The 24,156-nt window shown below is 52.2% G+C and carries 15 protein-coding genes; 6 read left to right on the top strand and 9 right to left on the bottom strand.

The features are described 5' to 3' along the window. Positions 1-202: 202 nt before the first annotated feature. The 3 genes from AC2YIT_RS09120 to AC2YIT_RS09110 all read left to right on the top strand — a co-directional run bounded on the left by AC2YIT_RS09120 (position 203) and on the right by AC2YIT_RS09110 (position 5,490). The gene (locus AC2YIT_RS09120) at positions 203-3,304 is read left to right on the top strand and encodes a SusC/RagA family TonB-linked outer membrane protein (protein ID WP_487278981.1); all 3,102 of its coding nucleotides are present in this window, start codon (positions 203-205) and stop codon (positions 3,302-3,304) included. Between the two features lie 9 nt (positions 3,305-3,313). Then, on the top strand, positions 3,314-4,813 hold the full coding sequence (locus tag AC2YIT_RS09115) for a RagB/SusD family nutrient uptake outer membrane protein (protein WP_487278980.1): 1,500 nt from the start codon (positions 3,314-3,316) through the stop codon (positions 4,811-4,813). Positions 4,814-4,950: 137 nt separating this feature from the next. Continuing rightward, on the top strand, positions 4,951-5,490 hold the full coding sequence (locus tag AC2YIT_RS09110; protein WP_430851908.1) for a hypothetical protein: 540 nt from the start codon (positions 4,951-4,953) through the stop codon (positions 5,488-5,490). Positions 5,491-5,551: 61 nt separating this feature from the next. On the opposite strand, the gene AC2YIT_RS09105 is transcribed toward AC2YIT_RS09110, so the two are convergent. After that, entirely contained in the window at positions 5,552-9,772 is a 4,221-nt protein-coding gene (locus tag AC2YIT_RS09105; RefSeq protein ID WP_487278979.1) for a M4 family metallopeptidase, read from the bottom strand. 261 nt (positions 9,773-10,033) lie between these two features. On the opposite strand from AC2YIT_RS09105, the gene AC2YIT_RS09100 reads away from it, so the two are divergent. From AC2YIT_RS09100 to AC2YIT_RS09090, 3 genes are read left to right on the top strand one after another with little or no spacing between them, the layout of a single operon-like run. Beyond that, the gene (locus tag AC2YIT_RS09100; RefSeq protein WP_487278978.1) at positions 10,034-11,080 is read left to right on the top strand and encodes a glycosyltransferase family 2 protein; all 1,047 of its coding nucleotides are present in this window, start codon (positions 10,034-10,036) and stop codon (positions 11,078-11,080) included. A gap of 14 nt (positions 11,081-11,094) precedes the next feature. Next, a complete protein-coding gene (locus AC2YIT_RS09095) occupies positions 11,095-12,762 on the top strand; it encodes an ArnT family glycosyltransferase (RefSeq protein WP_487278977.1) in 1,668 nt (555 codons plus the stop codon). A 3-nt stretch (positions 12,763-12,765) separates the two neighbouring features. After that, complete coding sequence (locus AC2YIT_RS09090) at positions 12,766-13,665, top strand: lysylphosphatidylglycerol synthase transmembrane domain-containing protein (protein ID WP_487278976.1); 900 nt, start codon at positions 12,766-12,768, stop codon at positions 13,663-13,665. A gap of 78 nt (positions 13,666-13,743) precedes the next feature. Here AC2YIT_RS09090 and AC2YIT_RS09085 read toward each other — a convergent pair whose 3' ends face one another. From AC2YIT_RS09085 to AC2YIT_RS09050, 8 genes are all read right to left on the bottom strand, one after another. Then, a complete protein-coding gene (locus AC2YIT_RS09085; protein WP_487278975.1) occupies positions 13,744-15,240 on the bottom strand; it encodes a choice-of-anchor I family protein in 1,497 nt (498 codons plus the stop codon). A gap of 81 nt (positions 15,241-15,321) precedes the next feature. After that, positions 15,322-16,119 (bottom strand): ThuA domain-containing protein, encoded by a 798-nt coding sequence (locus AC2YIT_RS09080; protein WP_487278974.1) that lies wholly within the window; start codon positions 16,117-16,119, stop codon positions 15,322-15,324. Positions 16,120-16,160: 41 nt separating this feature from the next. Further along, entirely contained in the window at positions 16,161-17,093 is a 933-nt protein-coding gene (locus AC2YIT_RS09075) for a glycosyl hydrolase family 28 protein (protein WP_487278973.1), read from the bottom strand. 15 nt (positions 17,094-17,108) lie between these two features. Further along, positions 17,109-17,630 carry a glycoside hydrolase family protein gene (locus tag AC2YIT_RS09070; RefSeq protein WP_487278972.1) on the bottom strand — a complete coding sequence of 174 codons (522 nt, stop codon included), beginning with the start codon at positions 17,628-17,630 and terminating at the stop codon, positions 17,109-17,111. A 148-nt stretch (positions 17,631-17,778) separates the two neighbouring features. After that, entirely contained in the window at positions 17,779-19,212 is a 1,434-nt protein-coding gene (locus AC2YIT_RS09065) for a TolC family protein (RefSeq protein WP_430848580.1), read from the bottom strand. Beyond that, positions 19,202-22,408, bottom strand: coding sequence for an efflux RND transporter permease subunit (locus tag AC2YIT_RS09060; protein ID WP_430848578.1), 3,207 nt, complete (start codon positions 22,406-22,408; stop codon positions 19,202-19,204). Before AC2YIT_RS09060 ends, AC2YIT_RS09065 begins: the two co-directional genes overlap by 11 nt. A 21-nt stretch (positions 22,409-22,429) precedes the next feature. Continuing rightward, positions 22,430-23,515 carry an efflux RND transporter periplasmic adaptor subunit gene (locus AC2YIT_RS09055; protein WP_487278971.1) on the bottom strand — a complete coding sequence of 362 codons (1,086 nt, stop codon included), beginning with the start codon at positions 23,513-23,515 and terminating at the stop codon, positions 22,430-22,432. Between the two features lie 158 nt (positions 23,516-23,673). Further along, the gene (locus tag AC2YIT_RS09050) at positions 23,674-24,096 is read right to left on the bottom strand and encodes a hypothetical protein (protein ID WP_487278970.1); all 423 of its coding nucleotides are present in this window, start codon (positions 24,094-24,096) and stop codon (positions 23,674-23,676) included. Positions 24,097-24,156: the final 60 nt, after the last annotated feature.

The raw sequence follows: 24,156 nt of genomic DNA, 5'->3' as shown, positions 1-24,156 counted from the left end.
ATTTTTACCGGTCATTTTGTAAAACAAATTCTAGTCTTAATCCATGAGTGTAAAGGACTAGTTCTGGACATAAAAGTGCTAGTGTGTGCGGACACATTTTAATATTTTTTCTTGTTAATCTCGGTGACACGGTTAATTTTGGTGTGGTTAGAATTCTAACAAATTTATTCTACTCATAACTCTTTAACCAATTCTTAAATCTATGAAACCGAGATTTACCCAAATTCTGTTTCGAACGGCTGCCATGGCCGGATTTGCCATGCCGCTGATGATCCCGCTGGATTCCGGCGCCCGGCCTCTGGAGCGGATCCATGCGGTACGCCCGCATGCCGCCGGTCCCGTGAAAGGGAGGGTGGTCGACAGCAAGGGTGTCCCGCTTACCGGGGTCAACATCGTGATCCAGGGAACAACCGTCGGGACGCAGACGGACGCGGACGGGCATTTTACCCTCAATTCCAATAACCCCAATGATGTGCTCGTAGCGAGCTTTATCGGTTTCAAAAGCCAGACCATTCCGGTACAGAACCGTTCAGTGATCGACATCACCCTGGTGGAAGATGTTTCCAGCCTCGACGAGGTGATCGTGACGGGGTATTCGAGCCGGTCGAAATCGGAGCTGGTGAGCTCGGTATCGGTCATTAAGGGCTCGGAACTACAAACGGTCACGAGCAACAATACCGCCACCATGCTGCAAGGCCGTGTGGCAGGTGTGGTGGTGTCGAGCGCTAGCGGCGCGCCAGGTACGGAACCGAGCGTGCGTGTACGCGGGACCGGTTCCATTACGGCCGGCGCCGAACCGCTGTACGTGATCGACGGCCTGATCGGCGGTACCGCGAACCCCAACGACATTGCCTCCATCTCCATTCTGAAAGATGCCGCGGCCACCGGTTTGTACGGTTCGCGCGCGTCTAATGGTGTGGTCGTAATCACGACCAAGAGCGGCAAATCGGGGAAAACGCAGATCAATTATAACGGCTCGGTGGGTTTCAGCCGGGTACTGCGCGGTAACTTTGAAGTCATGAACGGTCAGGAACTGTACGACTTCACCAACAAGATGTACCAGAACGACTATGATGCCAAACGCGCCAACTACATCGCCCAGCTCAGCGCTACCACGCCGAACCCGACCGACGCGCAGATCAATGCTTACCTCACGGCCAACAATTTCCCAACGGCATACGCGGGTTACCAGAGCCGTTTTCTCCCTGCAACGCCCGGTAATACCGATTGGCTTGACAAGACGTTTCGCACCGGCATCACGCATAATCATGCCTTGTCGATGTCGGGCGGAAATGACCGGACGCGCTTCCATTTTGGGGCAAACTATTACAAGGAAGAGGGGGTGATCCTGAAAACTGGTTATGAAAACGTCAACTTCCGCGCCAATATCGAGCATAACCTCAACGAAAGGGTGAAGCTCACAGCCCGTGTGAATACTTTTTTCAACAATCGCCAGAACGACCAGGGGTATTTGTACCAGGGTTATATCAACCTGCCCTGGGATAATCCGTATAATGCAGATGGTTCATACCGTTACGTGGATGCCAACACCACCGACTGGTATGGCCGCGACCGGAATAACTTCCTTTTTAACAACCAGTATAACTTCAACCAGAACCGGGGCTCAGGTATTCAGGGAGATGTTAAATTGGAATACAATATCCTCGACTGGCTGACCTTCTCGACTTCGAACCGGTACGCCGTGACCAACACCCGCACCGAATCGAACGTAGATGCGCGCACGCCGACGGGCAAGTCCTACAATGGCTCACTTTCGAACAGCTATGAATACACCGGCAGTTTCATTACTTCCAACCTGCTGAATGCCAACAAAACATTCGGTGCACATACTTTCAATGCAATCCTGGGTGCGGAGTTTCAAGGCAATAAAACCGACGGCATGGGCGGTACCGGGCAGGGTATTTTCCCGTCGCTCGACATCCTGAACGTCACCGCCACCCCGACTTCGCTTACCGGCTATAAAACCAAGAATGCATTCGCATCCGCATTCATCAATGTGGATTACGACCTGCATAACAAGTACTTCGCCACGGTTTCCTTCCGTCGCGACGGCTCGTCGCGCTTTGGCAAAGACAACCGTTATGGTAACTTCTACTCCATCGGGGCGGCATGGAATATTTCGAGCGAGGAGTTTTTTGGTTCTTTGAAAGACAAAATCCACTTGTTTAAAGTCCGTACGAGCTATGGAACGACGGGAAATGCCAACATCGGCGATTTCGTGGCACAGGATCTGTACGATTTCAATGCGCAATACGGCGGCTTGCCGGCCGGCTTCCCGGCGCGTAAGGCAAACCCGAACCTGACCTGGGAAAAGGCCTACACCTATGATGCCGGGATCAATATCGGCTTTTTCAACCGCATTGATCTGGTAATCGACCTTTATAACCGCCTCAATAAGGATGTGTTGCAAAACGTACCGCTGGAAGCGACGACTGGCTTTACGACCCAGATCCAGAATATCGGATCGGTGCGTAACCGTGGTATTGATCTGGAAATTGCTTCGAAAAATATCCGCGGCGCTTTCAACTGGGAGACCAGCTTCAATTTTTCCGTGAACAGAAACAAAGTGCTCGCGCTTAACAAAAACGAGCCGATCGAAAGCGGTAACCAGCGCATCGAGGTGGGGCGGGAGCTGGGATCGTGGTATATGCGTAAATGGATGGGCGTTGACCCCAACAACGGCGACCCGCAGTGGCTCTTGCAAACCAGGGATGCGTCGGGTAATATCGTGGAATCGACTACCAATGTCTACAACAGCGCAACACGTGTTTTTGTAGGTTCAAGAAACCCGAAATTTACCGGCGGTATGACCAACACATTCAAATATGGCGGGGTAACGCTTTCGGCATTCTTCACGTTTGTGTCGGGTAACAAGGTGTATATCTACAACCGGGAACTGTTCGACGATGACGGCGCATATCCTACCTATAACAAAATGCGTTTGCAGGACGGCTGGACGCGGTGGGAAAAAGAAGGCGACATTGCCACGCATCCCAAAGCGGTTGTGAACGGCAACAAGAACTCGAACAAAACATCGTCGCGCTACCTGGAAGATGGCAGCTATCTCCGCCTGCGCAACGTGCGCCTGAGCTACGAGATTCCCAAGGTTTTCACCGAGCGGCTGCATATCAGCGGATTATCGGTGTTTGCCAGCGGCGATAACCTCATTACCTGGACCAAGTTCTCGGGCGTCGATCCGGAGGTCGATCTCAGCAATGGTACCAACAGCTCACGTTATCCGAGCAGCAAGAAGCTCATGTTCGGTGTAAATCTTAATTTCTAAGCCAATACGATGAAACGTTATATTAAATCAACGGCATTTGCCGCCATGCTGAGCGGCGCGCTGCTAACCGGTTGCTCCGACGAGCTCACCATTACGCCTTACGACGGCCTTACTTCGACGCAGGTCGTGAACACGCCGGAGGGGCTTAAAGCCGCTACCCTGGGTAACTACGCCATTTTGAAAGACGGAAACTACATTCGTTCGTATCATATGATGTCCGAATTTCCGTCAGACAATGTCTCCCTGAGTGGTACCACATCCGACCCGCTGTATTTTTCCTATAATTACAATCATATCAAAACCAGCGCATTGGCTACGAACTTTTATACCAAGTCGTACCAGGCCATTTACGGTACCAACGTCATTATCGGGCTCCTGAAAGAGGGGCAATCGGCGGAGCTGGATCAGGTTTTGGGAGAAAACTACTTCCTGCGGGCATTGCTGCATTTCCACCTTGCCAACGTGTTCGCACGCCCGTACGCGCCCGATGCGGGCGCTTCGCCGGGTGTAATCGTGGTCAAATCCACCGAACAGCCCGCGCAGAAGCCCACCCGGGGTACGGTGAAGGAGGTGTATGCAGCGGTGATCCAGGACCTCGAAAAGTCGATCAGCCTGATGACCATCGCGAAGAACAACAACTTTGCTTCCAAAGAAGTGGCCTATGCCATGCTGAGTCGTATTTATCTCTACATGGAAAACAACGAGAAAGCAATAGAGTATGCCAATAAGGTAATCAGCTCGAACCGCTACTCGCTCGTCGCGACAGCGAATTTGCCTAAATACTACACCACCGTGCCCGAGTCGAACACGGAAACGATTTTTGCGGTGCGTCACACGGTAAAGGACAACCGGGGATATTCCGCGATCGGGGCCATGTATTTGTCGGATGGTGAAGGCTGGGGCGAAATGTATGCTTCGGAGAAATACCGGAAGCTCATCGACAAATTCCCGAACGACAAACGCCGGGACTACATTATCCCGGTTTATGAAAAGAACGCCGACGGATCCATCAAGACCGACGCGGCCGGAAACAAGGTCCTGGCTACGCGCAATGGTTATCCGAAGTATTACATCAGCAAATTTTCGTATCAGGAAGGCTACCCGATGCTGAGCTCGCCGGTACTTTTCCGCCTGGCCGAAATGTACCTGATCCGCGCGGAAGCCAATGCGAAGCTGGGTAAGAATGCGGAGGCGCTCGAAGACGTCAACCTGATCCGGAAGCGGGCGGGTTTATCGGGCGCGGAGCTTTTCTCGGCCACGAATATGATGGGCTATGCCAGCGTGCTCGATGTGGTGCTGGAAGAATCGCATCTGGAGTTCGCCTGGGAAGGCTTGCGTAAACACGATGTTTTCCGCAACAAGCGCACGATGGAACGCAACTACCCGGGCACGCATTTGCTCGCAGGCGCGGTGAAGCAGGAGATCCCGTATACACACCCACGGGTGGTACATTTCTTCCCCGAAGCGGAAACGGTGCTGAACCCGTCGCTGGTGCAGAATCCCGAGTAGGCCCGGAAGGTTTGGTGGGTTATATTCGGAATGCCTCGTGGTTTCACGGGGCATTCCTTGTTTCAAGGTTCCGATAAAATTGGTGGTCATTCAATGGCGCAAAATGATTAAATTTGGGTCAATCAGCTATTTGAAAAATGAAAGCGATACGCATCATTCCGACCCTGTTTTTCAGTGCTCTGGCTGCGCTGGCTATTTCCTGCTCAGAGGACGTTGCGGTTGCCAACGAACAGGAAGTTTATTTTGAAGTCCAGTATACCAACCAGGCATGGGGTAACCAGCTCAAAGGCCTTTTGATTGATAAACAGGGGCAGGTAAGGACTTACGACAATCCTGCGAGCTGGAACGACGCCGGGCTGAAATCCGTGCTTTCGAAGGAAGAAATGGAGGCTAATATTTCGCAAACGAAGATATCTTCCGTTAAAATCGAGGCGTCGGATCTGGACAAGTACATGAATGCCGCCCGAAAGATTACCGGCGATGATTTGTCCAAACCAGTCAATGGCGGCGCGGACCTGGGCTTCATACGTTTTTATAGCTACACCTACGACACTGAAAAGAAAACCTATGCCGCGGTATTTCTCCGACAAACCGGCAACGTCATTATCCATAATCAGGATCCGAATGCGAAAGAAGTTGCCGATTGGTTAGCAAAAGTGACGGATGAAGTGTATTAAGAAGTATTCAACAAAAATGGGTTGCAGATTACTGCAACCCATTTTTGTTGGCCTCAAATCGTCAGGGCCTGAAGACCGACAGCTGGTAGTGTACCTTATCATTGGTAATCAGTACCTGATAAATGCCCGCCGGCAGTTTACCGAGTTGCATTGTGAGCCTGCCATTTTGAAAAGTGGCTTTTTCCTTCACCATTACGGTTTGCCCCAAGGTGTTGATCACCTTCGCATTCACCCATGAACCTTGCAGGTTCGGTAGTTCGATATGAAGCACCGATTCGACAGGGTTGGGGTAAAAGCGGATATTTCCGGCCGAAGGTGCATCGATTGAGACAATGCGGCTGTAAGCGTATTTGCCGTCGAAGTCCACCTGTTTGAGACGATAATAAGTAACCCCCTTGTTGAAGTCCACGTCCGTAAAACTGTAACGGTTTGTTACAGAGGCACTGCCTGCGCTTTTGACCCGTCCGGATTCGATGAAGCTCTTGCCATTGGCGCTTTCTTCGATCGCGAAATAGTCGCTGTTGCTCTCCGAACTGGTCGTCCATTGAAGCAAATTACCTTCAGAGGTATGTTTTCCTTCGAAATTCACGAGTGTTACAGGTAATGCGGACCCCGGAGGCGCATTGGAGAGGCCGAACCCGGAGAATCCGGTGTTGAAGGTTGAAGTAAATGCGTAGTCGCCGTTGAATGCCGGTGCCGATACCACCGCTACCAGCGAAGTATTGGCGGCGTCGCTCGTTGCGATGCCCACGGGGCTTTTGCCCATCGACTGGATATCGGCCGGCGTGAAGGTGTTTAATTCGGACGCTTTGTAGTAAAGCGTAATTTCGTATTGCCCGGAAGGATTGTTATTGGCAGGCGTTACTTTGAAGGTTTTGTTTGTTACCTTATAATTTCCCAGCCATGCCGTTTCATTTGCGCCGGACCGATCGACCTCAACAGTGGTACAGCCATAATCATGAGCGCTCAGGTTCTTGATTTTGGCCATCAGGTTACCGGTTGCCGGATCGTAGAAAACCGCGGTTTCGTTTGGCCCGAGATATTGCTGTGCAGCATTGCCGGTGTTGACCGTTGACATGATCTGGGTGGAATTGGTGGCCGTTAGCTTCACATCGTCGATTGCCCACCATATTTCCGACCGGGAGACATAGCGGAACCTGAACTTCATATCGACGTTCGCATAGTTATCCGGAATATTCAGGACTTTTGTATTCGACGTAAAGCCGAACAGGCTTCCAAGATTGCCGGTCGCCTCATTTTGGGTCAGCAGGAGATGCCATGCCGAGCCGTCCCAAACTTCGACTGTTCCCACCTCAGGATCGCTGCCGGCTTGCACTTCCCATATCTGTTTGAAAGTGAGCACCATGTTTTTTCTGCCAGAGGTGTTGATGGCTGGGGACTCCAGGGTTTCGTCGAGAATGTAACTGTTGTTGATATTGCTGTTTACAAAGAAGAACGGTGATCTGTTTTCGAAGCCCGCGTTGGAATATTGGGCTATTCCCCATGTATGCTCCGAATTGCCTCCGTTGATAACCTTCCAGCCCTGGGGCCCGTTATCAAAGTTGGAACTCAGTAGTTCGTCGGTGTAATTGCCCGGTTCCAGGTCGTCGTCGTTAATCGTCAACTCGAAATTTTGCAGGCTGCTTGCCGCATAGCCATCGCCGCCATTCGCATTCAGTCCGTACGAGAGGTTGATCGTTTCAGGCCCCTCCACATACGCGTCGTTGAACACCCTGACGGTAACTGTCTTGCTCATAGAACCCGCATCGAGCGTAACGAATGCAGGGGAAATGGTGTAGTCGCCGTTTGCACCTTGCCTGGCCGTGCCTGTCGGCGCGTTGAATGTAACAGTTACCGGTTGTGTTGGTGCTTTGTCGATCCCTACGGTCACCACTTTGTCGATGTACTTGAGGCAAGTCGATGGATCCACATTAGTTGCTTCGCCCTCGTTCATGCTGGCGACTGCCGCCGCGAAGTGAACTGCCGGCGTAACCGCGCAGGTGAACACCCGCACATCATCCACATACCATCCTTCGGTACCGCCGCAGATATCGGTGCCCAGCTCGAAGCGGAACTGAATGGTGTGCCCGGGAAGAAGGTTAAGCGATGACAGGTTGATTTGGCTTTGGCCCCATGAACCCGTGACCGATCCCTGGTCGGTTCCGGTAAAGGCGGCGAGCCCCTGGAGCGGATTCGAGTTACCTGCTCCGCTGGTGTTCAGGAAATTGTTGTAGCCGTTGGCGGTGAACGCCGCGGCGGGTACCTGTGTCCATTCGGAAGCACCGTCGATCCTGTATTTGACTATGCCCCCATCCCAGGTATCTTCTATTGCGATGAAATGGTCAAATGCCAGACTCAATGTACCGGCTGTACCAGCGGGAATCGCGATTACCGGGCTCTCCATACGGATGATGCCGGTCTGGTCGGTAGCTGTGTTGCAGTTGCCCCCCTGGTAGTCGATTCCGAATGCGGCGTGACCGGCACGTCCGCCCGGTGATGCTACCTGCTGCCATTGGCGGTTCACCCAGCCGGCGGACGACGTCGTGAAAGAGGTGGTGAACCCTCCGAGGCCCGATTCAAAACCTTCATAAAAGATTGCCAGCCCTGCATTTGCACCCTCGCATAGTGCGGGTGCCGGTTGGAGCGTGGCTGCGAATCCGCAATTATTCGCAGCGCGCAGCTCGACGGCAGCGATGACCTTAACAAGCTCGGCAACGTCGGCAGCCGAAATCTTCTGACTGTACAGGCCGGCAGGGGTTGGATCCGTAGACAAGCCTTGCAAATCGGCGTCGATCAGGTCGTTGGCGGCAGCTTCGAGAATATCAGCCTGGGCGGCAAAATCGGTTGTCGCAGTCATATATACCGATTGCGCCCGCCAGAAAATATGAGCGGCTTTTGTGAGGCCTATGCCGTTGATAGTTTGGCCATTGTAAGTGCCGCCATCGACCAGCAATGCATAAGCATGGTTGAGTACGCCGCTATTGATGTGTACGCCACCTTCATCGGTGTTGGCACACCAGTATTGGGGATCGGTTACTTTACCGGGGTCCCCCTTGCAGGTGGGATCCCACATATCCCGGATTGCCCCGCCGAATGCAGTGGCTTTTTCGCCCATTAGCCACCGGTCCGAACTTGCGCATCCGGTCCGGTTTGCACTGGATTCGCCTCCGTCCATATAACCGCCGTCGAGCTGGTCCACGGTTTCACCCCAAATATCCGAATAGGCCTCGTTCAATGCACCGGGCTGCCATTGGTAAATCAGTCCGCTGGTGTATTCGGTATAGGCATGGCCCCATTCGTGCGCTACAACGTCGTCGGTGGCGGTACCCGTACAGTAGTTGGCGCTTACACCGTTCCAGTTGGCGTTCGGGCACTGGATGGCAGGGTTGTTGTTGATCGTGATCATGGTTGCATCCGAGCCATTATAAGAGGTGTACCCGAATGCATTTTTAATCAGATTGTAAATGAAACCCGCGCTTTGCACTTCTGATTGCTGCCATTGGTCGAGCGAACCGGGAAACGGTTCGCCCTCCTGCCACTTGCGGTTAGAAACGCTGATCGACGTTTCGTAAAGCACCCGGTTGATGTTATGCATACCCTTGAACTGCTCGACGAGCGCACCGCTGTGTGCGTCGATAAACAGAAATTCACGTACATCGGCATCATTGCGCACTTCTACTTCGTACACGAGAAATTTCGCCCCGTTGTAACCCTGGGCGAGCCCTTTCTGAAAAATGTAAAGTGTGCTTTTGTAGGCTTTCACAGGAACCGACGATTTACCCAGCTGCTGCGTGGTCACAATTCCGGTTGCGATGGATTCCGCCTCATGCTGGGCAAGGGTAGGCACTACATTGACCTTGATCTCGGAAATAAAATTGCCGTTCAGGGCTGTGAGGGCCTGCCCCTTGTTGTAATGGAATTTCATCAGGCCGTCATACACCGGTACACCCTTGTAAGTTTGTTGCAATGTGACATTCTGCAGACCGTAGTTGTCTGTTTTTTGCTCCCTGAGACGAAATTCATCTTCGCCGGGGCGGAGTGCGAAAAGGGTTTTGTACTGTGATGTGAAGTTCATGGATTTCTGCTGAGCATCGCCGCCGTTGATGGGTAAAGCCCTTTGCGCGGGGAAACGGAGGAAACTCAGCGACCCGGTAGCGGGGTCAATGGTAGGCAGCGCGCCAGTGTTGGCCGCGAATGCGTCAATTGCTCCTTTTGTTGACTGCGAAAAAGAGGCGTGAACGCATAGCAAGAGCAGGGGAACAACGAGTAAACTGTGTTTCATAGAATTCGTAGAATTATTGGGGTGACTGGTATCGAATATAAGTAAATATTCGATTCTTCAAAACATGTAGTAAGATCTATTTTTTATCATAATGTGTCTTTATTGTAGCCAAATCGATAAAGTTTACTGGTCGCTCAATGTGTTTGTTATCAAATTGTTAGATGTGTGATTTTGGTAAACCATTAATCACGGCTTCGTTGTTGCGATAACGAGGCACTGTGCTGCCTTCAGATCAACAACCATCACACCATTTCGATTAGAATGGAAGAATTTTTCGAGCTGCATGCATCGTATGATTTGTTTCCTGAAATACGGAAAAAACACGGTTGCCAGATTTCCGTTGTTATTCCACTTTTTAATGAGCAGGATAACGTACCTCATTTGCTCCAAGCGGTGCGCGATACCCTGAAAAGCTTCAATTACGAGATCATAACGGTTGACGATGGCTCCACCGACGACACCGTAAAAAGGTTGAAACAGGCCGGCGACGAGCGTTTGAAGGTCATTGTGATGACCCGTAATTTCGGGCAGACCAGCGCTATGGCCGCCGGCATTGCCCATGCTTCGGGGGAATACATCGTTACCCTCGATGGCGACCTTCAGAACGATCCGGCCGATATTCCCGCGATGCTCGAACACGCCCGAAGCGGGCATTGGGACATCGTGGCGGGATACCGCGCCAACCGGCTCGATGGCTGGCTCCTCCGCAAACTACCCAGCTGGATGGCCAATGCCATGATCCGAAACCTCACGGGCGTGCACCTGCGTGACTACGGCTGCACGCTGAAAGTCTTCCGCAGAGAGGCTGCCGAACGCCTCGGGCTATACGGTGAGCTGCACCGGTTTATTCCCGTGATGGGCAATATCACCGGCGCCCGCATGACCGAAGTGCCCGTACGCCACCACAAACGCCGCTTCGGGAAATCCAAATATGGCCTCGGACGTACCACGAAAGTGCTGGGCGATTTGCTGCTGATGGTTTACATGCAGCGCTGGATGAGAAAGCCCATGCATCTTTTCGGCGCATTGGGCGGAAGCTTCCTGGCTGCCGGTGTACTGCTGCTGCTCTGGCAATTGATTCACCTGTTTTCAGGCACCACCGGCACCCTGGCGGGTTTAGCGCTGGCAATGTCCGGCATCGTGATCGTACTGATGGGCCTGATCGCCGAAATGCTCATGCGCAGCTACTATGAGGGTTCCGGCAAAACACCTTATACCGTCCGCGAAATTATCGAGGGCCCGGTTGAACCGGCTCTCCGGAACGGACACACACCGAAGCAGGGGCGCAGAACGAGCGAACCCGTCTGATCCTGAAATTTTTTATGCAAAAACATCCGCTTTACATCCGGTACCTGTACGCCGGCCTGATCCTCTCGATTTACATCCTGGGCCTGTTGCTGCCGCTTTTCGATAACGACAGTGCGCATCATGCACTGATAGGTATGCATATGCACCTCACGGGTGACTACGTGAGCCTCATCGACCGCGGCCGCGATTATCTGGACAAGCCGCATATGCTCTTCTGGCTCTCCGCGCTGGGCGATAGGCTGCTGGGCATCGGCACATTGTCGTACAAATTGCCTAGCCTGCTGCTGGCGATCCCGGGCATTTACGCTACATTCCGGCTGGCTGCGAGGCTCTATGGCCGGCAAGCCGGAATGCACGCCGTGCTGATCCTGGTGTCCACGCAAGCGTACATTCTCGCTCATAACGATGTGAGAATGGATGCATTGCTGCTTTCGTTCATCATCACCGCTACCTGGCTCCTTTACGAATATACACTCACGCTGAAGCCGGCCCTGCTGATCGCCGGCACTGCCGTGCTGGCATTGTCGTTTTCGACGAAGGGCATGTCGGGAGCGGCGGTCCCGGTGATCGCCGTCGGCTCGCAACTGCTTTATACCCGCAACTGGCGGTTCCTGTTTTCGCTGAAATGGATCTGGGCGATACCGCTTTTCTTTGTATTCATCAGTCCGGTATTATATTCCTACTATTTGCAATATGATCTCCATCCCGGCAAAGTCATTCGCGGGATTAGCCGTACTTCCGGGGTCGCATTTATTCTGTTTCATCAGAATACCGAGCGGCTCAATGGCGTAAACTGGGGGAGCTCCGGCGGCAACGATCCGTTCCTGTTCTTCCATTCGTTGTTATGGGCACTTTTGCCCTGGTGCATGCTGGGTTATTGGGCAGTATTTAAAAGAGGATATGAGTTAATTAAAAGAAGATTTTCTCCTGAGAAAAATGGGGAAATACTCAGCTGGACTACGATTGTCGTGATGTTCTGCATTCTCTCAGCGTCCAATTTCCGCTTACCGCATTATCTCAATATCCTCTTCCCGTTTTTTGCCATCCTTATCGCAGGTGAGCTGGAAAAAGTTAAACCCGAAAGCACCGAAAGCAACGTGCTCAATGGCATGCAAAAGTTCGTGGCGGTGGTTATGATCCTGCTGGGGCTTTTAATCAACCTCTACCTGTTCCCGGTGAAGGCATACGCCATTCTATTGCTGGTGGTGCCGGCATTGTATCTGGTACTCTACGAATGGCGCATGACCAAAGGTTGGCCGCACCGGTTGATAGGCATTTCATTGAGCGCTTCGGTGCTGGTGAATGTGCTGATGAACGGCAGCTTCTATTATGAATTACAAAGGTACCAGGCCGGGCAGCACATTGCCGGCAAAATCAGGGACCTCGGCCTGGAAGAAAACAATATTTACGTCATGAATTGGGAAAGCCCCACGCTGAATTACTATTCCGGGTATTTTTACACCGAGGCCAATTCGGCGGCGTTGGTATCCCGGAAGGATTTCTGGGTGGTGGGGCCAATTGACGAGATATTCGCATTGCAGCGGGCGGGCGGGTTCGGGGCGCGCGAGGCGTATCATTACCTCGATTTTGATACAACGAAACTGAAACCCGGCTTTATCAATCCCCGGACCCGCCTGGAAGCATGCAAGAATATCGGTCTCGTGCATTTGAAAAGAGACTGACGCATGATGAAATACCTTAAATGGCTCCTGAAATTCACGATCACGGTGGCGCTCCTCTGGTGGGTTTTTAGCCGCATCGACCTGAAAAGTGTATCGGGGGCCATTGACAAGGCCGACAAGCTGCTGCTGGCATTGGCGTTTGTGCCCTACCTGGCCTCCCGCATCACAGCGGCGGTGCGGCTGACTACAATCCTTCAAGCGCACGAAGTAGGGCTGTCGCATTACGGCGGGATGCATTTGCATTGGATCAGCATGTTTTACGGGATGTTCCTGCCCGGGGGGCTGGGAGGCGATGCCTACAAGCTGCTCCGTTTGAAACAGCATTTTCCGGCACAAGGCACAATGCTGCTCACACGCATCTTGCTCTGGGACCGTATTATCGGTTTTGTCATGCTCGGGTTCCTGGCATGTATCATCGGTATCGTACGGTTTTACGACAATCCGTTTATTGCCGCCATACCCGCGCTGGCCTTGCCGGGCGCAGGCGTACTGTGGTGGAGTGCCAAAAAGTGGCTGCCGGGCATTATCCCGGTGCTGGGCCGCATATTGCTGCTGTCGTTCGGCACCCAGGCTTTTCAGATCATTTGTACCGGTTTTTTGCTCTACTCTATGGGCGAAACCAGCCATTGGGCCGACTACGCATTGCTTTTTCTGCTTTCCTCCATCGCCACAGTGTTTCCGCTGAGCATCGGCGGAATAGGCGTACGGGAGCTCGTGTATTTGCGCGGCTCGGTGATGCTGGGTGTTTCAGAGCCCATCGCGGTGACAGTTAGTGTTTTGTTTGATATCATTGTCACCGCAACGGCTGTAACCGGCGCTGCATTGGTAATAGGGGAGCGTTCGGAGATCTCGGCAGACGGCACTTCGCCAAATGAGCGGGATGCGGAGGTTCTTTTGGATTAATGCTTTTTGTTGTTACACTGAGCAGTCGAAGCGCGGTATTTTACTGCATCGCGCTTCGACTGCGCTCCGTGACAATTATTACGGCTGGAAAAACTTCACCGTACCATCTTCCTCATTACTTGTTACGAGCAGGCTTTTCCCGTTCGGGCTTTTGTCCGAAGGAATGAACAGCACACCTTCCGGCGCATCGCCTGTTTTGATGATTTGCAGGAATTGCGGCGCGCCCGGGTTGCTCAGGTCGTAAACGCCTACGGCATCCACGCGCTCCATGGCGATGAATGCCATCGGCTTGCCGTTCATCCATCCTACGGTAACCCCTTCGGGTTCTACGCCTTTGTCGTCAGAGCGGGTATCGTCGTAAATGCCGGCTTTGATGACCTCCTGTTCGAGCGAGTTGCCCGATTCGTACACGCGCTTCATGTCCGCGGCGTGGAAAATACTGAAACCGCGCCCGCCGAAGCTGTAAAGCTCCTCGTAAGTACCGTCGTTTTCAAAGTCGCCCCGTGTGCTGGTCACGCGCAGGCGGCCGAGGTTTGATACCTTTTTCAGTTCGTCGGCATTCGGGAAGTATACAGGGTTCAGTTTGAGCGAGCTGATGCGTTTTTGCTCATCAAACGTGCTGTACTCGCGGGCGTCGCCTTCGTCGGCGGTGATCACATAAGGGGTGCCGTTCACGGTGAAATAGGAGATCGCGTCGGGCAGGTAGAACGATTTGATCGGCCAGTTTCTCAGCTCCACTTTCTGGTCGTTGTCGCTTGGGTCGAGTGCGTTGAGAATGTAGCTGATATCCTTGGTCCCCAGCGCGTGCAGAGCCAGGATTTTGCCGCTGATCAGGTCGATTTCGGCCACGCCATTGTTTTCCTGCAAGGTCACGAATGCCTTTTGGGAGTTGTCGGAAATGGCTACGTATTCGGGTTCGATATCCTGGGCGAGCGTAGCCTTAGGCCCGAACTTGCGGAAACCTTTTGCCGCCAATGCGCTGTAATCGTTCTCAAATCCTTCAAAAGTGAGGGTCTTGACGCTGTAACCGTTTGAAATCTCAATAATAGAAACCGAGCCTTCGGGATCGACACTGTAATCGGCATTGGGCTCGCCTTCGTTAGCGGTTACGATAAAGCGGCCGTCCGGGCTGAACGTCACCATGTCAGGCAATGCGCCGACGGTGATCTGTTTAATCGTTTGCAATGTACTGGTATTGAGCACAATCACGCTGCCGTTTGCTTGCTTGTTCGTCGCTTCGAGGGCAATCGCCAGTTTTCCGTTCGAGATGGCGACGCTGTTCGCCACGCCGCCCAACGCCGAGACGTCGATTGGTTGCAGTTTGGCAATCGCCGGAAATGCCGAAAGGTCGAGGACATCCACGATGGCCGCCTTTTCGTTGTTAACCGTAAAAAGTCTTTTGGTAGCTGGGTCATAGGCCGAAATCTCAGCCGCCGCCACATTACCCAGGTCCACACCTGCTACTTCCCTGAAAGCCAAAGGATCTTCTTGTACCGGGTTTTGAGGGGCATGGTCGGTACAACCATTCATGAGAGCCGCCGCAATCAGCAGCGCTAGTAAAGGTTTCTTTTGCATTTTGATTTGTGAGTAGTTTCAAAACGAAAATACGCACGGGGCAAAACGCCGGGGAGTCGCTTGAAGAGACTTAACAGAATGTTAATACAGCCCAGCGGCCCAGGCGATCCCACCCATGATGTGTTTCATCGCCGTGGGATCGCCGTATGTGGACGCATTGTGCCCGATGGCTGTGTAAAACACTCTGCCTCTGCCGATCGGCCGCGACCAGGCAATGGGATGATCCCCACGCATGGGTTTGGGCCATAAAGCGGGATAGGTGCTGTTATCCACGGTTAACAGCACCTGAAAACCAGCTTTCCCGCGGATGCTTCCGTGGAAGTTGTACCATTCATCCTTCTTCGACCAACGTGCAGGAAGGCCGTCGATGGCGGGATGTGAGCCGGGTTCGGTGACGATTTCGGCCTTGGGAATAGGGTAGGGTAAAAACGTGTGGCTGCGGAAACGTGTACCGAGCATCGTTCCGTACCAGTTCCAATCGTATTCGCAGTCGGCGGCAGCATGGATACCTGCGTACCCGCCGCCGTTTTCGATGTATTGTTCAAATGCGCGTTGCTGCCCCTCGGTAAGAAAATCGCCGGTGGGAGAGAGGAACACGACGGCGCGGTAGGATTTAAGGCATATTTCGTTAAAAAAGGCTCCATTTTCCGTCGCTACTACCTCCCAACCCCGCTTTTGACCTGCCTCTTTAATAGCCTTTACACCCGCTTCGATGGACCCGTGCCGGTAGCCGTTTGTTTTGGAAAAAATCAGTATGGCTTTGCCGGTAGTGGCTGCACAGTTTGCCGGAATAGCGGTTTCGAACACTGGTTTCTGCCAGGGTAGCCAGCGCATTGTGTGCATCGCATAGCCTGCTGCACCCGCTAAGAGGATCACCATGGCGGATAATGTTTTTAACACCATATCCTTTGAAACAAGCCTCATTTTTTAGTGACAATCCCTGTCGATTTATAGGTGTGAATATGATTTTTGCTGACACCCGGTGTGGTCACTTTAATGCCTTCGAATGTCGCGCCGTGTACATCGTCGGTGACGATAGCGGTTCGGTAGTCTTTCTTTTCGCAGGATAGTGTGAGGTTGCTGATCTTGACATCCTTCGCGTGGCGCATGTACAGCCCCCACGCAGGAAGCTCGTCGAACATCGAGAACTCGGGATAGAATGTAGGCTTCTCGGGGACCTTATCCAGCTCGTCGAGGCCTACTTTTGCAAACATTGGGTTACCGCCTCCTGGCATTCTGATCTCGATATTTTTCAAAGTCACATTGGTAATGAGCGCATCTGGCATCCCTACAATCCCCGAAGGCGAAATGTTACGCGGCATATCTTCGATCGGCCCTTCATATTCATAACCCGCATCCGGTTTGGTGGCTGGCACTTCCACGTACATATTGGAAATACTTACATTTTCCATCCTTCCCTTCCTCCCTTTCATCCTTTCTCCAATCCTTAAAAAGATCGCATTGCCGGTATTGTAGGCTTTTAAACTGTCTACAATTACATTCTCTACAAAACCACCGTCCACGGCTTGCAGCGTGACGGCCGAGCGGTAGGTGTCAAAGATTTTGACATTGTAAATTTTAACATTACTGAACCCGCCATACGACGCAGTACCGAACTTGATGCCATTCGCGCTCGAACGAATGGTGCAATTTCTGACCAATACATTTTTACAGACTTTGGAAGCGTCGTGCGATTTGAGGCAAATGCCATCGTCGTCCGAATCAATGAAAGAATTGGTAATAGTTACGCCGTCGCAATCGACGATATCGATGCCGTCGTTGTTCCAGTAGGCCTTGCTGTCGACGGTAATGCTGTCGATGGCTACGTTTTTGCATTGGTCGTAAATCTGCACCCAACTCGACGAGTTCTACATTGTTACGCCTTTGATATTCACATTCTCGCAGTTGCGGATGTAGGCGAGCACGGGACGGGTCTCGGCTTCCGGGCGGTCCTGGCGGAAGAGGTCTTTGATCAAACCCTTGTGAATCATGTCCACAATATTCCGGGCAATGTAGCGGCCGCGGCCGTCGATCACGCCCTGGCCGGTGATGCCGATATTCTGCTGGTCGTGGGCGAACACGATGGCCGTCCACACTTTTTTATCATAATCCCAGGGGTTCAGCGAGCCGAGGAGCACGGCGCCTTCTTCGAGGTGCAGCGTGACGTTGGATTTCAGATGAATGGAACCGGTAAGGTAGCGGCCTACATTGAATACCAGTCGTCCGCCGCCGTTCTGGGAAATGAAATCAATGGCGTATTGAATGGACCGGGTATTGAGGGTAATGCCGTCGGAATGGATGCCGAAAAGCGAGGTGCGGTAGTCTTTCGCCCGCAGTTGCAGGCAGGTGATCATCAGCAGGGCACAGGTCAGGTTATTTTTCAGGCTCATAGAAGAAAGGATTAGGTAGGTACAGGCGGTTACTTTACTCAAATCCCCGTAATAAGCTGATTTTGTGGTGGAATTACCTGTAAAAAAATAAAGATTCCCCCGAAAGCCGGGAGAATCTTTATACAAAACCACATCCTAAGTTAATCTGTCAATTCCAGCCGCCTCCGAGTGCCCGGTAGATATTCACCATGGCATTCATCTGCTTCATTTTGGTTTCGATCAGTTCAAATTTCGATTCCAGTGCGTCGCGCTGGGTGAGCAATACTTCCATATAATCCGCACGGGCCGAAGCGAACAACCGGTTCGAAATAGTGGTCGACTGGTTCAATGCTTCCACTTCTTTCGTTTTCAGGTCGTAGCTCTTTTCCAGGTTGTTGATATTCGAAAGCTGGTTCACCACTTCGATGTACGCATTCAAAACGGTACGCTCATAGTTGTAAATGGCCTGGATCTGTCGCGCATTCGCATTGGCATAACCCGCGCGGATCGCATAGCGGTTGATCACCGGGCCAGCCAGGTCGCCGATCAGCGAGCCCATGATCGACTCGGGTACGCGGGCGAGGTAAATCGGGCTGAATGCCTGGAAACCAAGGCTGGCCGACAATCCCAGTGAAGGATAGAAGTTGGCCCTCGCCACAGTTACATCAATTTTTGCCGCTGCAAGGTCAAGCTCAGCTTGCTTAATATCCGGACGGTTCGAAAGCAGCTGCGAAGGGATACCCGATTGTACCACATTTGGAACGAGGTTTTCGAAGCCCTGGCTGCTACGTTGTACCGGCTGCGGATAACGTCCGACGAGGAAGTTGATCCGGTTTTCGGTTTCGACGATCTGCTGCTGGATACCGTATTGCAGGTTTTGCGTTTTGAGCACCTGCGCTTCGAACCGGCGCACGGCCAGCTCGGTTACACGGGTTGCTTCCTTCTCCATGCGCACGATCTTCAACGCATTGTTCTGGATGTCGATGTTCTGGCGGATGATAGCCAGCTGCGTGTCAAGTGCGAGCAGCTCGTAATAGGAGTTTGCGATTTCGGCCGCCAGGTTGGTCATCATGAAGTTCTTGCCTTCGATCGACGACAGGTACCGAGTTGCCGCTGCTTTTTTCGCATTGCGCAGCTTGTGCCAGATATCGACTTCCCAGCGTGCCACTGCCTGAATGTTTACATCAGGAAGCGGATCCGGCGTTTCTTTGCCTGGTTTGATGTCGGTGGTAGCTTCGCTGGCACCGATGTTGGTGTAGCGCGCCGCTTTCTCCACACCGGCGCCGCCGCGCAGGCCTACGAATGGCAGGTATTCCCCTTTCCGGGCCTGGATCTCGTTTTGCGAGATCGCGATTTCCTGCAAAGTAATGTTCAGTTCCTGGTTATTCTTGAATGCCGTGTCGATCAGCGCATTCAGGTTGGGATCTGTGAAAAACGTTTTCCAGCTCACCTTACCGGTGTTGGTGGAATCCTGTGAGCCGTTGAAGCTCACAGGTACCGACCGGTTTTCCGTTTTCTGGGGCAGTGTCGGGATGTTACAGGCCTGGTAGGACAGCCCGATGAATGCGATGCCGGCCCAATTCAATATTCTCTTATTTCGCATGTTCGTCTTTATCTTCTGATGTTGGGAAAGCGTCAATGGCGTGAACGAATCCTTCGGACAGTGAGCTGTCTTCTTCGTCGCGGATCAGTTTTCTGCCATCAGCCAGTTTGGCGAATATGTAATACAAGCCCGGGATGATGATAACTCCGAAGACCGTACCGAACAACATACCACCCATTGCGGAGGAGCCGATGGTACGGTTACCGATCGCACCGGCGCCGGTAGCCATGATCAACGGGATCAGACCGGCCACGAATGCGAACGACGTCATCAGGATCGGACGGAAACGCACTCTCGCTCCTTCGATCGCCGCGGCCAGGATCGTGGCCCCTTCGGCGCGCTTTTGCACGGCGAATTCCACGATCAACACGGCGTTCTTACCTAACAGACCCACAAGCATGATCAAACCGATCTGCGCATAGATGTTGTTTTCGAGGCCCATCAGTTTCAGCATGAGGAAAGATCCGAACACCCCGACCGGCAGCGACAATACCACCGCGAGCGGAATGATGAAGCTTTCGTACTGAGCCGCGAGTACCAGGTATACGAATGCCAATACGATCGCGAATACCACCACTGATTCGTTGCCGCGGATCGATTCGTCGTAGGAAAGACCTTCGAATGCGATATCGTAACCTTTCGGAAGCGTTTTGGCAGCCACTTCACGGATCGCCGCGATGGCTTCCGCCGTGGTGTAACCTTTCGCAGGAAGCCCCTGGATCGCCGCCGAGTTATAGAGGTTGAAACGGGTGATCTCGTTAGGCCCCTGGCCTTTTTTCAGCTTCATAAACGAAGAGTAAGGCACCATTTCGCCCGCTTCGTTTTTCACAAACAGTTTCAAAAGATCGGAAGGAAGCCTTCTGAATTGCGGATCGGATTGCACATACACTTTAAAGAACTGGTTGAATTTAATGAAACCCTGTTCGTAAGTACTACCGATCATGATGTTGAGGTTATCCATCGCTTTTCCGATCGATACGCCTTTCTGCATGGCCAGCTTGTTGTCGATTTCCAGTTCGTACTGCGGATAGTTAGCCGCGAAGAAGGTAAACAAACCGGTCAGCTCTTTGCGCTTGCCGAGATCGTCCAGGAACTGTTTGTTGATCTTGTCAAACTCCTGGTAATCGGTATCCGTATTTTTATCCAAAAGGCGCATCGAGAAGCCGCCTGATGTACCGAAACCCGGGATGGCCGGTGGTTCAAAGAATTCGACAGTCGCACCGAGGCCTTTGGAAACATGTTCGAGCTCTTCCATGATCTCCTTTACATTCTGCTTGCGCTCGTGCCATGGTTTAAGGTTGATCAAACATGTACCCGCATTGGAACCGCGGCCCTCGGTCATGATTTCGTAACCTGCCAGCGACGATACCGATTCGATACCTTCCACTTCCTCGCAGATTTTTTGCAGACGACGCGATACCTCATTCGTTTTTTCCAGGGTAGATCCCGGAGGCGTCTGGATGATCGCGTAAATGGTACTCTGGTCTTCGTTAGGGATAAAACCTGCGGGGACGATCGAGTTGGCCCAGTAGATACCGAAACAGAACAGGCCCAGGACGAGGAATGTCACCAGACGGCGGGCAACGATCCTGTTCAGCAATGCCACGTAGCGGCCGGTCAATTTTTCGAAACCACGGTTGAAAGCGTCGATCCCTTTGTCCATAATGGATTTCTTTCTCGGATGGCCGTGATGGCTCTTCAAAAGCATTGCACAGAGTACCGGTGTGAGCGTCAAGGCGATCAATGCCGAGATGACGATGGAGCTGGCCATGGTAATAGAGAACTGGCGGTAGAATGTACCCACAGGACCCGACATGAAAGAGATCGGAACGAATACCGACACCATCACCGCCGTGATCGCGATAATCGCGCCGCTGATCTCGGAAAGTACCTTTTTGACGGCATTGTAGGGCGATATGCCCGGCTCCTCCTCGAACTTGGCATGGACCGCCTCGACGACGACAATCGCGTCATCGACGACAATACCGATCGCAAGTACCAATGCAAAGAGGGTAATAAGGTTAATGGATAGCCCGAAGCCCTGTATCACGAAGAATGCCCCGACCAATGATACCGGCACCGCGAGGATCGGGATGAGGGTCGAACGCCAGTCGCCCAGGAAGAGGAACACTACCAATGCCACGAGGATAAACGCATCGCGCAGGGTGTCGATTACCTGCTCGATAGACGCATCGAGGAATTGCGAAACGTCATAGCTGATTTTATAGTCGATGCCGGGAGGGAAGGACTCTTTCATCACATCGAGCTTTTTCTTTACCTCTTCGATTACATCGCTCGCGTTACTGCCATAGTTCTGGCGCAAAACGATCGCTGCCGACGGCCTGCCGTCCAGGTTCGAGTAAATATCGAAGAACTCACTTCCCAGTTCCACTTTGGCAATGTCCTTCAAATGGATGCTTTCACCTTCCTTGTTGGCGCGGATAATAATGTCCTCGTATTCTTTCGGCTCACTGTACCGACCTTTGTAGGTCAATACGTATTCCAAAGACTGCGCGGCTATCCCCGAGCTTTGTCCGATACGTCCCGGACGACCGATGATACTCTGCTCGGCCAGCGATTTCATTACTTCTTCCACCGAAATGTTGTACGCACGCATGCGGTCGGGGTTAAGCCATACGCGCATCGCGTAACGGCGGCTACCGAGGATCTGCGCCCGCGCTACTCCTTTGGTCCGCTGGATTTCAGGGATCATTTTCACGGTGGCGTAGTTGAAGAGGAATTTCTCGTCAATGGTTTTGGACTTGGAGTACAAGTTGACGTACATCAACATACTCGGCTGAATGGGCGTGATAATTACCCCTTCGCGCTGAACGAGTTCAGGAAGGAGGGGCATTACCTGGTCAACCCTGGTTTTTACCCGGATAACGGCGTCGTTCGGGTCGGTACCGGGCTCGAAGATGATCCTCAGCGTCGCTTCACCGGCACTGGTGGCATCGGTGGCAATGTAGCGCATGTCCTGAACACCGTTAATCGCCTGTTCAAGCGTAATGAGCGTGGATTTCACCAATACATCGGCACTCGATCCGGGGTAGGCGATAAAGATGTTAACAGTGGTAGGAGCAATGTCAGGGAACTGCGAGATAGGCAGTTTTTTGATAGCCAGTATACCGATAAAGACTATCATGACCGATATCACAATCGCGAATACAGGTCGTCGTATGAATTGATTAAACATATCTTTTGCTTTTGGAGCGGACTATTCCGCGTACAGGCTTAGGTGATTGATAACCGAATCGGGCTTCTGGAATTTGTAGCTGATCTTTTGGTTTTCGCGTACCTGACGCAAGCCTTCCAGCAATATTTTGTCGTCCTTTTGAAGACCATGCGAAACTGCGAAAATGTGAGGCAGCTCGGCTGCGATCGTGATCTCACGTGACTGGACTTTGCCATCCTTGTCGATCACATAGCAGTATTTCTTGTCCAAGACCTCGAAAGTGGCTTTTTGCGGGATCAGCAGGGCGTTTTTCAGCGGTACGCTGATCTGCACATTACCTGTTTCACCATGGCGAAGCAAACCTTTGGGGTTCGGGAACGTAGCCCGGAATGCGATGTTACCCGTTTCGTTGTTAAAATCGGCCTCGATGGTCTTTACAGCTCCGGTATGGTCGAAAATCTTTTCGTTAGCCATTTTGAGCTTTACTTTCAGGAGGTTACCGCTGTCTTCTCCCGATTTGTAATCGAGGTATTCGGCTTCCGGTACGTTGAAGTAAACCCACATTTCGCTGTTGTCGGAGAGGGTGGTAAGCAGGTCACCCTCGTCCACGAGGCTTCCCAGCCGCACCTGGAAGTGGTCCATGATACCATTGAACGGCGCGCGGATCTCGGTAAATCCGAGGTGTGTCGACGCAAGGCCCAGTTCCGCTTTGGCTTTGTCCAGTTTCGCTTTGGCCAGCGCGAGCTCGTTTTTAGAAACGACATTGCTGTCGGCCAATGCTTTGGTGTTTTTGTATTCGATCTCTGCGAAGTTTGCTTCGGCTTGTGCTTTTTGCTGTTCAGCCTGATACACCATCGGCATGATCTGGAACATCAGCTGGCCTTTTTTCACCATCTGACCTTCATCCACGTATATTTTCTGCAAGTAACCTCTCTCCAATGCCCGCAGCTCGATATGGCTGATCGCCCGGATCTGGCTCACGTACTCTTTTGTGATGGTGGTGTCTTTTTGTAAGGGGCTTGTGACTAAGTAGTTAACCGCTTCTTCTTTTTCTTCTTCGTGTTTGGATGTACAGCCTGTCTGATACAACAATGCACCCAAGCTCACGAGCATGAGAATTCTTTTCATGATGATTTTTGGAGTTAGCTAATTTTGAATTTTTGATAGTTACTGTTCGTATGGGCGTGCCTGAGGGCACAATGTTAAGCAGCCGTGAGCTACCGGGGGGAGATGGGCGCCACGACGACCGGATCGGCAGGCCATAGATAACCTGCTGTTGAGCGGGATCAAATCCTGAGGACGCGAAGCCTCAGATATCTGCGAGAGGAATAAAACGAGCCAAGCCGTTGTATAGGCCGGGCCGTGGCGATGCTGTAAAAGGGAAAAAGCGGCCGCGAAGCAAATGCGGCTGCAAGAATGCCGCTGGCGCGTGGTGTTTTTTTAAGGGAGAACGATTCGCTGGAATCCTCTTCTTTTTCTTCGGAAATGGTCCGCACAAACTCTGCGAACTTTCTGGCGTTGTCCGGGAGGCGAAAAGCGGGGTCGTTATCGTCGAAAGCCTGTACAAAATTCGGGTGTTCCGATTGGCCGAGAATCTGAATGGGAGAGAGGCAAGGCTGATGTTCCTGCGAACCCGCATACATATTGCTGTACCCGTCCACCAGGAGAATGCACAGGGGCAGGAGATATTTCAGCAATTCTTTGATCATCTTAACGGGTCGCTATTGAGTCTTTTGTATAATTTGAAGCCGCAAGGGAGTGGCCTTAAC

The organism is Dyadobacter sp. SRI_021 (genome assembly GCF_057586235.1).
This window is presented reverse-complemented; position numbering and strand designations above follow the sequence as displayed.

Excerpts from the sequence above, each read along its gene's own strand:
- AC2YIT_RS09120 (WP_487278981.1), top strand. The coding sequence starts at position 203 with ATGAAACCGAGATTTACCCAAATTCTGTTTCGAACGGCTGCCATGGCC.
- AC2YIT_RS09115 (WP_487278980.1), top strand. The coding sequence starts at position 3,314 with ATGAAACGTTATATTAAATCAACGGCATTTGCCGCCATGCTGAGCGGC.
- AC2YIT_RS09110 (WP_430851908.1), top strand. The coding sequence starts at position 4,951 with ATGAAAGCGATACGCATCATTCCGACCCTGTTTTTCAGTGCTCTGGCT.
- AC2YIT_RS09105 (WP_487278979.1), bottom strand. The coding sequence starts at position 9,772 with ATGAAACACAGTTTACTCGTTGTTCCCCTGCTCTTGCTATGCGTTCAC.
- AC2YIT_RS09100 (WP_487278978.1), top strand. The coding sequence starts at position 10,034 with ATGGAAGAATTTTTCGAGCTGCATGCATCGTATGATTTGTTTCCTGAA.
- AC2YIT_RS09095 (WP_487278977.1), top strand. The coding sequence starts at position 11,095 with ATGCAAAAACATCCGCTTTACATCCGGTACCTGTACGCCGGCCTGATC.
- AC2YIT_RS09090 (WP_487278976.1), top strand. The coding sequence starts at position 12,766 with ATGATGAAATACCTTAAATGGCTCCTGAAATTCACGATCACGGTGGCG.
- AC2YIT_RS09085 (WP_487278975.1), bottom strand. The coding sequence starts at position 15,240 with ATGCAAAAGAAACCTTTACTAGCGCTGCTGATTGCGGCGGCTCTCATG.
- AC2YIT_RS09080 (WP_487278974.1), bottom strand. The coding sequence starts at position 16,119 with ATGGTGATCCTCTTAGCGGGTGCAGCAGGCTATGCGATGCACACAATG.
- AC2YIT_RS09070 (WP_487278972.1), bottom strand. The coding sequence starts at position 17,630 with ATGAGCCTGAAAAATAACCTGACCTGTGCCCTGCTGATGATCACCTGC.
- AC2YIT_RS09065 (WP_430848580.1), bottom strand. The coding sequence starts at position 19,212 with ATGCGAAATAAGAGAATATTGAATTGGGCCGGCATCGCATTCATCGGG.
- AC2YIT_RS09060 (WP_430848578.1), bottom strand. The coding sequence starts at position 22,408 with ATGTTTAATCAATTCATACGACGACCTGTATTCGCGATTGTGATATCG.
- AC2YIT_RS09055 (WP_487278971.1), bottom strand. The coding sequence starts at position 23,515 with ATGAAAAGAATTCTCATGCTCGTGAGCTTGGGTGCATTGTTGTATCAG.
- AC2YIT_RS09050 (WP_487278970.1), bottom strand. The coding sequence starts at position 24,096 with ATGATCAAAGAATTGCTGAAATATCTCCTGCCCCTGTGCATTCTCCTG.